Source organism: Aquimarina atlantica (assembly GCF_000626715.1).
GTDB classification, from domain to species: Bacteria; Bacteroidota; Bacteroidia; order Flavobacteriales; family Flavobacteriaceae; genus Aquimarina; species Aquimarina atlantica.
The window spans coordinates 1-12,842 of the sequence record NZ_AQRA01000010.1 but is presented as its reverse complement, the minus strand read 5'-3'; the positions used below and the strand labels follow the sequence as shown (position 1 = coordinate 12,842).

Here is a 12,842-nt window from a genome sequence, read left to right as displayed (position 1 = left end):
TAAATAGATAACTAGAGAAATGTATTGATGGTGTTAAGAATTTTTTCGGGAGAAATCCCACAAATGTCATGTAGCTGATCTACAGTACCATGATGAATAAATTGATCAGGAATACCCAGAGTGATAATTGTATTTTTAAAACTATGTTGATTGGCAAAATCGAGTATCGAACTTCCAAAACCACCTTTGATAACTCCATCTTCGACAGTAATAATGGTGTTATAGTTCTGTAATATTTGTTTTAACAGATCAATGTCTAAAGGTTTTATAAAACAAAAATGATAGTGACTAATGGTTTCTTCTATAGTTTCTATGGCTTTAGTTACATTATGCGCTATAATACCTGTAGAAATTACTGCAATTTTAGCACCTGTTTTTAAGCGGGTCGCTTTACCGATTTGTAGTTTTTGCATAGGAACCTCCCAATCGATAATATGTCCTCTCCCCCTGGGGTAGCGTATCGCAATAGGATGGTTTAGCCCCAAAGAAGCAGTATAAAGTAAATGTCGTAATTCGATTTCATTAGCTGGGGCAGCAACAATCATATTAGGAATGCAAGTAAGATATGCAATATCAAAAACCCCATGGTGTGTTGCACCATCTGCACCTACAATGCCAGCTCTGTCAACGCAAAAAATTACAGGCAAATTTTGTAAAGCTACATCGTGTATCACCTGATCATAAGCGCGCTGCAAAAAAGTAGAATATATGGTGCAAAAAGGAATTAATCCCTGTGTAGCCATTCCGGCAGCAAGGGTGACGGCATGTTGCTCGGCAATACCTACATCAAAAGCTCGATCTGGCATTTCTTTCATCATGTATTTTAGAGAACTTCCGGTAGGCATAGCAGGTGTAATACCTATAATCTTTTTATTTTTTCTGGCTAGCTCAAGAATAGTAAATCCAAAAACATCCTGAAACTTAGGTGGTAGCCCTGTATTGTCTTTTGAAATTAGATCCCCGGTTGATGCATCAAACTTACCAGGAGCATGGTATTTTACCTGGTTTTCTTCAGCTTGCTTTAAGCCTTTTCCTTTAGTGGTAATAATATGTAAAAGCTTTGGACCTTTTGTAGTTTTTAGTTTCTCCAAAGTTTTGAGAAGCATAGGTAAATCATGCCCGTCAATAGGGCCAAAATAATTAAAGTTTAAGGCTTCGATAATATTATTTTTTCTGGGCCTAACCCCAATCTTGGCTTTAGTAAGGTATTCTTTCAAAGCACCTACACTTGGATCAATACCAATTGCATTATCATTAAGGATAACTAGCATGTTGGTATCAGTTACTCCGGCATGATTAAGCCCTTCAAAGGCCATTCCGCTAGCAATAGAAGCATCACCAATTACTGCGATATGTTGTTTTGTGATATTCCCTTTTAGCTTGGATGCAATTGCCATGCCTAATACAGCCGAAATAGAAGTAGAGGAATGCCCAACGCCAAAAGTATCATAATCACTCTCGTTGCGTTTAGGAAATCCACTTATACCATCTAGTTGACGATTGGTATGAAATATATCTTTTCTTCCGGTAAGAATTTTGTGAGGGTAAGCCTGATGTCCCACATCCCAAACAAGAAGATCATTAGGGGTGTCAAAAATATAGTGAAGCGCAATAGTGAGCTCGATCACCCCTAAACTCGCCCCGAGATGCCCCTCTTTGGTAGCAACAATATTAATCACAAAATCTCTAAGTTCTCTGGCTAGTTTGGGTAACTGATCAGGAGATAGTTTTCTTAGATCAGATGGATATTGGATATTAGATAGAAATGATTGTTGCATAGCACAAAAGTACTATTTTGTAATGGTTCTTTATATACTTTTTATTTCATTCAGAATACAAATATTTTTATTTAGCTTTACCTAAAATTTGATAATATATGTTAGACCCATTAGATGATTCTTACTTTATGAAGAAAGCGCTTCAGGAAGCAGAATTGGCATATGAGAAGAATGAAGTTCCGATAGGAGCGGTTATTGTAATTGCAGATCGAATTATAGCCAGAGCTCATAACCTTACAGAATTATTAAATGATGTTACGGCTCATGCCGAAATGCAGGCAATAACAGCGGCAGCAAATTTTTTAGGGGGTAAATATCTTAAAGAATGTACATTATATGTAACTCTAGAGCCCTGCCAGATGTGTGCCGGAGCTTTGTATTGGAGCCAGATTAAAAAGATAGTGTATGGTGCAGCTGATGAACGAAGGGGATGTACTGTAATGGGAACAAAACTTCACCCGAAAACCGAAATTATAGGAGGTGTCTTAGAAGAAGAATGCGGAGAATTAATCACTCGGTTTTTTATTGAAAAACGAAACCTTAATTAAGTTAAATTTTTATACCAACTATCAATTAAGAAAACAAAAAAAACACTACAATAGTAGTGCTTTTGAAACGTTCAGAGTCTGCTTTCTATCCGTGAATTATACGCACATTAGCTGCAGTAGGTCCTTTTCTTCCTTCTTCTTCATTATACTCTACTTTGTCACCTTCATTTAATGCTTCGCCATCAATTCCTGAAGCATGAACAAAAATGTCTTTTCCTGTTTCGTCGTTGGTAATAAATCCGTAACCTTTTGATTCGTTAAAAAATTTTACTGTTCCTTCCATTGTAATAAGATAATAAGTATTATAAATAATAAAGGTAGTTTTAAATTTTTTATGAATTGTTATCAAAGTATGAATATTTTGAAAATTTATCAGTTATTATTTTCTCTATTTGCCTCATAATCCCGCATTTTCTTTAGGTTTTCCTCGGTTAGCATGTAGTCTTTAATTTTTTTATTTTTCCATCTGTGATAAATAAAAATAGGCATTAAAATGAAAGAAGAAGCTAATATGCCAATCCCAACTAACTTATCACCGGTGCTATGATCTCCCGAGTTTTTGAAGTAATATCCAATACATATAAGGATAATAATAGCTATAAAAAGTATTCTAATAATATATTTCATGAGTCTAAAAATTTTTACGGTATTGTGAAAATAAGTTCATTAAAAATTGGAAATCTTTGTGCAATAGTACTGTTAATTATGGTGTATTGGTAGTAGATTGAAGGGTTTATCTTGTAAAATTAATTAACTTTCTACGATATGCTGTAAGAAGTTTTGATTTTGAAATAAAGCCAAAATACTTGCCATTTTTAATCACGGGTAAATTCCAGGCTCCGGTATCCTGAAATTTTTTCATTACTGTTTTTGCATTGTCATGCTCATAAATTATTGCAACCGAGGTTTGAGCCATTAAGGTGTCGACTGTTATTTTGTGATATAAGGTAATATCAAACATAATATCTCTAATATCATCTAATGCAACCATTCCTATAAGATGACCAGATTCGTTAATAACAGGAAATAAGTTTCTGTTTGATTTTGCTACAGCCTCACTTAAAAGTTGTTTTAAGGTGTAATTTGGTTTTATGGTGATAAAATTAGTTTCGATACAGTCTTCGAGATTCATTAGAGTCAAAACAGTTTGATCTTTGTCATGGGTCAATAAATGTCCTTGTTTAGCAAGTTCTCGGGTATAAATATTATGTTCTATTTTATTTTTTGAGATTATAAATGATATTGCAGTGGTAATCATTAAAGGAACAAATAACTCATAACTAGAGGTGATTTCAGCAATAAGAAATATAGAGGTAAGAGGAGCGTGTAACACTCCGGCAATAAGCCCGGCCATTCCTAGCAGTGTAAAATTGGCTTCAGAAACATGAAAACCCATTCCTAGATTATTAATTACTTTAGAGACTACATTACCCAATGCACTGCCCATAACCATTGTTGGGATAAATATTCCTCCAGAACCTCCTGCAGCAAAAGTTGCAGTCATGGCAACTGCTTTAAAGATGGTAATACCTGTTAATAAAGCTATGACAATCCATATATTATCGGTCATAGTATCAAATGGGGATTTGCCGATAGCAGTTAGATGATCACCATGTAATAAACCATTTATAAAACCAAGACCTTCACCATAGAGTGGGGGAATAAAATATAACATGATTCCAATGGCAAGTCCACCAATTAATAACCTGTGAATTTTTTTAGAAAAACGATCAAAAAAATGTAATATCCCAAAATACATTTTAGTAAAGTATATAGAAGCAAATGCGGTTCCGATACCTAAAATAATATAAAAAGGAGTATCGTAGATATCAAATTTTTCTAATACGTTAAATCTAAATAAGACTTCGTCTCCTAAAAAAAAATAGGAGGTAATTATTGATGATACTGAAGCAAAAAGTAGCGGTAGTAGAGATGTTAATGTGAGATCTAGGCTAAATACTTCTACTGCAAAAACTAAACCTGCCAAAGGAGATTTAAATACGGCAGAAATAGCACCAGCAGATGCACAACCGATAAGTAATACCCTGGTTTTTCGATTAACATGAAATAGAGTGCTAAAACTAGAACTTAATGCTGATCCAGAGCTAATTGCTGGACCCAAAAGCCCTACGGAACCACCAAAACCTACTGTGATTGGTGCTAAAATAAGAGGTAAATACCCGTGAATAGGTCGTATAACCCCGTTTTTTTTGGAAAGCGAATGTAAAATAAGTGGGATAGCTGATTTTACGTCTCTTTTAAATATATATTTTGTGAATATATAAACAATCAGTAGACCGATTATAGGGATAATAAAATAAAAAGAAGCTTGCCACGAAATGATATCACTTTCTAAAACAACCTGAATTAAATGGGTGATATTTTTTAATAATAAGGAAACAAGCCCTGCTGTAAACCCTACAAGAATACTTAGAATAAGAATAAAGGTCTTATCAGAAATATGGCGATATCTCCATTTAAGTACTTTATAAAGTAGTGTCTTTTTCTTTTGGGGAGACATATGTACTTGACTTAACTAGTTTAAAGGTAATAAAAATCCCGCCATGAGCGGGATTTTTATTATAAATCAAGTTTTATATTTAATTCTTTAAGCTGTTCGTTATCAATATTAGATGGAGCATCAATCATGATATCTCGCCCGCTATTATTTTTCGGAAAAGCAATAAAATCCCGAATTGTTTCCTGACCGCCGAGTATAGCGACTAATCTATCAAATCCAAAAGCAATACCACCATGAGGAGGAGCCCCATATTGGAAAGCATCCATTAAAAATCCGAACTGTGCCTTTGCTTCTTCTGGGGTAAATCCTAAATGATCAAACATTAATGCCTGCGTTTCCTTATCATGAATACGGATAGAACCACCTCCTATTTCATTTCCGTTTAAAACAAGATCATATGCATTAGCACGAACATCTCCTGGTTTGGTATCTAACAAAGCAATATCTTCTGGTTTTGGAGAAGTAAAAGGATGATGCATAGCATGATAACGTTCTGTTTCTTCATCCCATTCTAATAATGGAAAATCTACTACCCATAGAGGAGCAAATTCTTCTGGATTTCTTAACCCTAATCGTTCGGCAAGCTCCATTCTAAGGGCACTTAACTGTGTTCTTACTTTGTTTGTAGGACCAGAAAGCACACAGATTAAATCGCCTGCTTTAGCCCCGGTTGCCTCTGCCCATTTAGCCAGATCAGTTTGGTCATAAAACTTATCTACCGAGGATTTATATGTTCCATCTTCATTACATTTTACATATACCATTCCTAGTGCACCAACTTGAGGACGTTTTACCCAATCGATAAGCTTATCAATCTCTTTTCTTGTATATGAAGCTCCGCCAGGAACCGCAATACCAACAACCAATTCTGCGGTATTAAATACATTAAACTCTTTGTGTTGAGCAATATCATTAAGTTCACCAAACTTCATCCCAAACCTTATATCTGGTTTATCATTACCATAAGTTCGCATGGCCTCTTCATAGGTCATTCTTGGGAAATCACCAATATTAACTCCTTTTATTTCTGATAGTAAATATCGGGTAAGCCCCTCGAATATGTTTAAAATATCTTCTTGCTCAACAAATGCCATTTCACAATCTATTTGTGTAAATTCGGGCTGTCTGTCTGCTCTTAAATCTTCATCTCTAAAACATTTTACAATCTGAAAATATTTATCCATTCCACCAACCATAAGGAGTTGCTTAAATGTTTGTGGCGATTGTGGTAATGCATAGAATTGGCCTTCATTCATCCTGGATGGAACAATAAAATCTCGAGCTCCTTCTGGTGTAGATTTAATTAAATACGGAGTTTCAACTTCGATAAATCCTTCATTAGAAAGATAATTTCTTACTTGCATTCCCACTTGATGACGAAATATCAAACTATTTTTTACCGGATTACGACGAATATCGAGATAACGATATTTCATACGTATATCCTCTCCATCATCTGTCTGATCTTCAATAATAATAGGAGGAACAATTGATTCATTAAGAATAGTTAATTCATTCACCAGGATTTCAATTTCTCCTGTAGGAATATTTTGATTTTTTGATTCGCGCTCAATTACTGTTCCTTTCACTTGGATGACAAACTCTCTTCCTAAGGTCTTAGCTTTTTTGACCACAGGTGCAGGTGTACGTTCTTCATCAAATATTAATTGAGTGATACCATAACGATCTCTAAGATCAACCCATATCATAAATCCTTTATCACGAGTCTTTTGCACCCATCCGGATAAGGTGACTTCTTTTTTGATATCTGAGGCGCGTAGTTCACCACACGAATGACTTCTATACATATGTTATATATTAAGGCTGCAAAAATAAGAAGTTTAACTGTGAACAGGTAATAGATTTTAATTGTTTTGAGAATCTTTAGGTATATTATGAAAATTGTTAATTATAAAACAGTTTTATTAAGATTTTGAAATATTTAAAATTTATATGTATTTATGATGTTTTAATACAGTATAAGTAGTGTTTTGACTGTTTTTATGCGAACAATTGTTAGTTTTAACATTGTTTTATCAATATCTTTTAATAGATTTAACCAAACATTTAAACAGATCATTATGAAAAAACACAATCATTTTTGCAAAATGAAGATTTTGCTATTACTAATTTTTGTTCCGACTTTGTTGTTGGCTCAGGAGACCATTACGGGAAAAGTGGTCGTTGAGGGCACTGGTCAGGGAGCTCCTTTTATGAATATTATTGAAGAAGGAACAGATAATGGTACCTCTAGTGATATTGATGGTAATTTTAGTATTACCGTAAGCAGTTTGCCAGTAAACTTAAAAGTATTTGCATTAGGATTTGCAGAAAAAACGGTACCTGTAGCAACTGCAGGGAATATTACGATTCAAGTAGCCGAGTCTACAGAATCATTAGAAGAAGTGGTAGTAACGGGACTAGGTTCATCTATAAAAAGGAGTAATGCTGCAAACGCCGTTTCCACAGTTTCTTCAGAAGAATTAGTTGGAAATACAGGGCAAACTACTGTAGATGGTGCTTTATATGGTAAAGTGCCAGGTGTAAATATAACTTCGTCTTCAGGTGCACCTGGAGGAGGGTTCGCATTGAGATTAAGAGGTATTTCTTCTATTAGTGGAAACAATCAGCCATTATTTATTATTGATGGGGTGTATATTAATAATACCGAAATCCCTTCAGGGTTACGATTTGCTTCTGGAGCGAATAGAGGAAATGAAGAAAATTCGGGAAATAGATTGGCAGATTTAGATCCTAGTGATATAGAAAACATAGAAGTACTTAAAGGGGCTTCTGCAGCTGCTATTTATGGACAACGTGGTAATGCCGGTGTTGTTATTATTACTACCAAAAGAGGAAAAGGTGGTAAAACAAAGATCAGTTTTAATCAAGATGTGGGCTTTACAACTATTATTAAGAAATTGGGTGTTAGACCATGGACAGCTAGTAGTGTAGAAGCTGCTTTTGGAACTTCTGAAAGACAAAGATTTGAGAACGTAATTGCAACTCGGGGAGAATTGTATGATTATGAAGACGAAATTTATGGAGAGACAGGGTTTATTACTGATACTAAAATTAGTGCAGCTGGCGGAAATGAAAAAACTAAATTTTATGTAGGCGGATCCTATAGAGATGAAGCAGGAATAATTCAAAAAACAGGTTTCGACAGAATATCGTTAAGAACCAATATTGATCATAAAATATCAGATGTTTTTAGTATATCGACTTCTTCAAATTATGTAAGAAGTAATTCTAGCAGAAGTTTTACGGGTAATGAAAATGAAGGTGGACTAAGTTTTGGATATAATTTAGCCTATACTAGGCCGTGGACAAATCTTTTCCCAGATGCTGCTGGAAATTATCCAGATAATCCAGACCCTTCAGCTAATGGTAACATGTTACTTGTAAGAGATCTTGCAAAAAATGAAGATTCTAATAATAGATTCATACAAGGGCTTAAGTTAGATGTAAAACTTCTTAATAGCGAAAAAAATAGATTGAAATTTGTTTTGAATGGGGGGGTTGATTTTTTGGCTAATGAGACTTTTGTTTATGTTCCTGAAATTCACCAAGCTCAAAGAGGAGATGATAATGGTTTTATAGGTGTTGGAAAAAACAATTTTACAAATTTCAATATGCAAGCTATTGGTATATGGAACCATAATGCTATGAATGGGGATTTAGGATTTACAACTCAAATTGGTACTACTTATTTAGAACAACAAACAGATTTAGTCTTTAATCAAACAACGCAATTGATTTTAGGTCAAACAAATTTAAGTCAAGGTTTCGCCCAAAATATTACACAAAATGCATTCACAGTTAAAGAGTTTGGATATTTTTTCCAAACAGAAGCGAATTATAAAGATCAAATAATAGGAACTGTGGGATATAGAATAGATAAGTCAACACTCAACGGAGATGCTGATAAATTTTATGGTTTTCCAAAAGCTTCATTAGCGGTTAATTTGGCGAACTTTGATTTTTGGCAAACTGATAAGGTTAATCAATTTAAATTAAGAGCTGCCTATGGGCAAACAGGTAACTCTGCTGCATTTGGCTCTGCATTTACGGGATTAAATGCGGTCTCTGTTGGGGGTAATGGAGGAACATCAATAGATGGGCAGCTGGGAGACCCAAATATTAAACCAGAAACATCTTCAGAATTTGAAGTAGGTTTTGATATAAAAATGTTTGATAAAGTGTCTTTAGAAGCTACATATTACAATAGAGAAGTTAAAGATTTATTATTATCAAGAAATTTGCCTTCTACGTCCGGTTTTACAAGGGAAACCAAAAACTTTGCAGATTTAGTCAATTCAGGTGTTGAGGTTTCCTTAAATGTTGATGCTTTTGATAGTGATAATTTTTATTGGAATTCAGGAGTGCAATTTTGGCTTAATAGGTCGGAAATTACAAGATTAGATATCCCTGCTTTTGCTCAACCAGGTGCAGGATTTGGCCTAGGGCTAGGATCTTTTTATATTGAAGAAGGAAAACCAGTTACTCAAATTGTAGGTAATATAAATGGTACACCAACACAGGTAGGAGATGTAGAGCCTGATTTTCAGATGTCATTTACAAATCAACTTACATTTTTTAAACAATGGGATTTATCATTTTTATTACATTGGAAAGAAGGAGGGAATAATTTAAACCTTACGAGATTACTTGCAGATTTAGCTCAGACTTCAGTAGATTTGGATACACAAGAAGGTCAAGATAGAGTAGCGCAAGGTTTCGTTGCAACTAGATTTATTGAACCGGCTGGATATGTTCGTCTTAGAGAAGCGGCTTTACATTATAGATTTCCAACTAAGATTGTTAAATGGTTAGGTGATGGGGTTAGTGGAGTAAAACTTGGAGTATCTGGTAGAAATCTTTTTACTATTACAGATTATAGTAGTTATGATCCTGAAGTTTCAGTAAATGGAGGTTCTGGTTTGTCTTCAGGTTTGGAAGTAACTCCATTCCCTAGTACAAAGCAATATTACTTTCATTTAAGTGTTAATTTTTAATTCCAAAGCAATGAAATTTATAAATAATAATAAAAAAATCAGATTTATAGTGGGGTTATTAAGTTTCTTAGCTGTTACCTCATGTACATTCGATGAACAAATAGACCCTAATAGACCGAGTCTTAATGACGTTTTAAGTAATGCAAGTGTAAGCCAATTGAATAATTTAGTTTCGGCTGTCGAATCTACAATGCGTAATTCTCTTGCAATACAAACTACAGCTAGTGGAACTTTGGCAAGAGAATTGTATCTTTTTGATGCGGATCCACGTAATACCTCAGATTTGTTAGGAAAAGGGCCAAATTCTTCGCAATTGGATAATGATTCATTTTATTCAACAGCAGCTTTTAATTCTAGATATATTTGTATTAAGAATGCTAATGTATTAATGGATGCTCTTAAAAATACCAATTCAGTTAATGAACAGGAGAAATCTGGGTATAGAGGATTTGCTAAAACCATAATAGCCTATGAACTAATTCAAGTACTAAAATCATATAATAGAGCTAGAATTGATGTTTCTGACCCTGATAATCTAGGTCCATTTCTTGAGTTTGATCAAGCAATTATTGAGGTAATTAAAATTTTAGATGATGCTGTTGTAGATCTTAACAATGCAGGTACTCAATTCAAACTTATGCTAAGCTCTGGTTTTGATGGATTTAATACTCCCCAAACTTTTATTACTTTTAATAAAGGAATTAGGGCAGTAGCTACATTGTATGCTGGACAATCTAGTGAGTCTCTAGATTCTCTTAATGACTCATTTTTTGACCTTAATGGGGATTTAAATGTTGGTCCTAAGCATGTATATAGTCTAAATCCAGGTGATTTTACTAATGGATTATTTAAAGTTCCTCAGCAAAGTGGTGACCAGATTATAGTTCATGATAGTTGGATTAATGATGCCGAAGCAGGGGATACTAGAGTTACCACAAAAACAGCCCTTCGTCCAGTTCCTGCTCAATCTAGTGATGATCTTAATGGGGCAAATGAAATAGCTTTGTATGCCTCAAATATTTCTCCAATAGATATGATAAGAAACGAAGAATTAATTTTAGTGTATGCAGAAGCAAGTATATTAGCTAATAATCTTGCAGATGCAGTAACTGCATTAGATGTTATTAGGAATGCTGCAGGTTTACCAAATTACTCGGGAGCAGTAACTGCAGATGCTTTAACTACTGAGATGTTGAATCAGAGAAGATATTCTTTATGGGCAGAAAACCATAGAATGTTTGATTTAAGAAGGTATGATTTATCCAACACATTACCTATTGATAGAACTGGCGATGAAATATTCAATGTATTTCCGATACCATTATCAGAAAATCAATAAGAAAGTATCTTAATTCTATATGATAATGCCCCCAAAAAATGGGGGCATTTTTTTAATCGGGTTATATGTTTACTTCTCCCTGATTAGGATCAAAATCATCATCCAATTCTTGTTCAGTACTAGTTTTGCCATGTAAACGACGCTCGATAGATAAGTTATATTGCTCGGTAAGTGCATTAGGGTTACCTATGTAGGTTTCGAATTGGGGAATCCCTTTGGTTTTGGCGCGAATAAACACCCAGTCTAATACTTCTCGAAGTGCTGTAGTAGTTCGTTTTCGTAACTCGGTTAGATTAAGGTTGCTTTGTTCTCATTGTTGTTCTTTAAGCTGGGCTTTAAAAATACGATCAAAAGATTGGTGTGCATCTTTCATCTCATCGAAGTATTTACGTTGGTGTAATGCATCTATAGCAGTACTTAGCTTAGTGTCTACATCTACTTCTTCTATAATTTCATCCATTACGCCACCTTGTTGATTGTACGCCATATCATAAATGGCCGTACCGTGTTTGGTAATTGCTTTATAGACAAGATTAGCTTGATTACGATCATTTTCATCCCGGGCAAAATCGGCAATGAGCTTTACACTTCGTTGTACGAGTTTAAGCCCGTTATCACGATATCGATCCAGCATAGCCAGTTCTGGAGTAAGAATACTGCCCCGGTTTTTCTTATATACAGCTTTAAAGCTATCGTATTCTGATGTGAGCGTATCGATATAGGGTGCTAGCTCCATTGCATCCAGATCTTACTCGTTGCTTAATTCTAGAAGTGTACGGGTATATTTAGAGAACTCCCCGTTTTTAAAATTTTCTAGTTTTGGTGCGACTAATAATTCTTTCATTGTTTTTTGTTTTTAAAGTTATTGATATATGTATTTTTTTTATACTTGTTATTTATTAAGAGCCGATACAGTCACTTCGGAGTGAAATTCTGTAAGAATTTAGTATCGATAAGCTCTTTTTAGTTATAATTTTCTATCGAAAATCACTATGACTGACGAAAATTTCTTATTCATTATTTAGAATGATTATACGAAACTGGAAAACGTCCCGGAAAATCAGAGACGTTTTCAGTACAACTGGATATGCTGCCGGAAAACCCGGGGCGTTTCCAGTGCTACTGGATTTGATCCCGGAAAACCCGACACGGCTTTTTGCATTACTGAAGTGGTTCTTGACTTCTGAAGTTGTTTTTGTTGTATACTGATGTATCGACATGGTATTTTGATGCATATTTTATCATTCTTTGTACAATGATACATCATGACAGTTTCATTTTTCGGAACTGAGATTTTTTTAATTTGTATGTCACACTGAGCCCTTCGATAAACTCAGGACAGGCCTGTCGAAGTGTTTTTATGCCTTTTAGTTTTGATAGGGCTTCGACAAGCTCAGCCTGACATTGCGTTATTTTTTTAGTTCATATGTCACCTTGAGGTCGAAAGGCTTTTGATCTTTTAGTTTTGATAGGGCTTCGACCTTTAGATTTGAATTATAATTATTATCTATTGAAATGATGTTTAAAAGAGGGGGTCTGGGGGAGACTCAGCCTGACATTTTATTATTTTTATTTTAGTTTGTGTGTCACCCTGATTTTGAGATTGCTGCGCAAAGTCTCCCGACTTTGAGCTATGTA

General features: G+C 34.6%; 10 protein-coding genes. 3 read left to right on the top strand and 7 right to left on the bottom strand.

Annotation, left to right across the window (positions count from 1 at the left end; all coding sequences use genetic code 11):
• Window positions 1-11: 11 nt before the first annotated feature.
• On the bottom strand, window positions 12-1,778 hold the full coding sequence (locus tag ATO12_RS20620; RefSeq protein WP_034246056.1) for a 1-deoxy-D-xylulose-5-phosphate synthase: 1,767 nt from the start codon (window positions 1,776-1,778) through the stop codon (window positions 12-14).
• Window positions 1,779-1,876: 98 nt separating this feature from the next.
• Between ATO12_RS20620 and ATO12_RS20615 the strand changes: the two genes are divergently transcribed.
• On the top strand, window positions 1,877-2,326 hold the full coding sequence (locus tag ATO12_RS20615) for a nucleoside deaminase (protein ID WP_034246053.1): 450 nt from the start codon (window positions 1,877-1,879) through the stop codon (window positions 2,324-2,326).
• Between the two features lie 85 nt (window positions 2,327-2,411).
• Here ATO12_RS20615 and ATO12_RS20610 read toward each other — a convergent pair whose 3' ends face one another.
• The 4 genes from ATO12_RS20610 to aspS form a co-directional block, all read right to left on the bottom strand.
• The gene (locus ATO12_RS20610) at window positions 2,412-2,609 is read right to left on the bottom strand and encodes a cold-shock protein (protein WP_025666829.1); all 198 of its coding nucleotides are present in this window, start codon (window positions 2,607-2,609) and stop codon (window positions 2,412-2,414) included.
• Window positions 2,610-2,698: 89 nt separating this feature from the next.
• Window positions 2,699-2,953, bottom strand: a complete 255-nt coding sequence (locus ATO12_RS20605; RefSeq protein WP_034246049.1) for a hypothetical protein — start codon at window positions 2,951-2,953, stop codon at window positions 2,699-2,701.
• A 106-nt stretch (window positions 2,954-3,059) separates the two neighbouring features.
• Complete coding sequence (locus ATO12_RS20600) at window positions 3,060-4,847, bottom strand: chloride channel protein (RefSeq protein WP_034246045.1); 1,788 nt, start codon at window positions 4,845-4,847, stop codon at window positions 3,060-3,062.
• Between the two features lie 59 nt (window positions 4,848-4,906).
• The gene (gene aspS, locus ATO12_RS20595) at window positions 4,907-6,655 is read right to left on the bottom strand and encodes an aspartate--tRNA ligase (RefSeq protein WP_034246042.1); all 1,749 of its coding nucleotides are present in this window, start codon (window positions 6,653-6,655) and stop codon (window positions 4,907-4,909) included.
• Window positions 6,656-6,928: 273 nt separating this feature from the next.
• On the opposite strand from aspS, the gene ATO12_RS20590 reads away from it, so the two are divergent.
• Window positions 6,929-9,865: a SusC/RagA family TonB-linked outer membrane protein gene (locus ATO12_RS20590; RefSeq protein WP_034246354.1), complete on the top strand. Its 2,937-nt coding sequence runs from the start codon at window positions 6,929-6,931 to the stop codon at window positions 9,863-9,865.
• Window positions 9,866-9,875: 10 nt separating this feature from the next.
• A complete protein-coding gene (locus tag ATO12_RS20585; protein WP_034246352.1) occupies window positions 9,876-11,204 on the top strand; it encodes a RagB/SusD family nutrient uptake outer membrane protein in 1,329 nt (442 codons plus the stop codon).
• A 61-nt stretch (window positions 11,205-11,265) separates the two neighbouring features.
• Here the strand turns inward: ATO12_RS20585 and ATO12_RS26215 are convergent, their stop codons facing one another.
• Window positions 11,266-11,442 (bottom strand): hypothetical protein, encoded by a 177-nt coding sequence (locus ATO12_RS26215; RefSeq protein ID WP_165583428.1) that lies wholly within the window; start codon window positions 11,440-11,442, stop codon window positions 11,266-11,268.
• A gap of 72 nt (window positions 11,443-11,514) precedes the next feature.
• Window positions 11,515-11,940, bottom strand: coding sequence for a DUF6261 family protein (locus ATO12_RS20580; RefSeq protein ID WP_034246039.1), 426 nt, complete (start codon window positions 11,938-11,940; stop codon window positions 11,515-11,517).
• Between the last annotated feature and the right edge of the window lie 902 nt (window positions 11,941-12,842).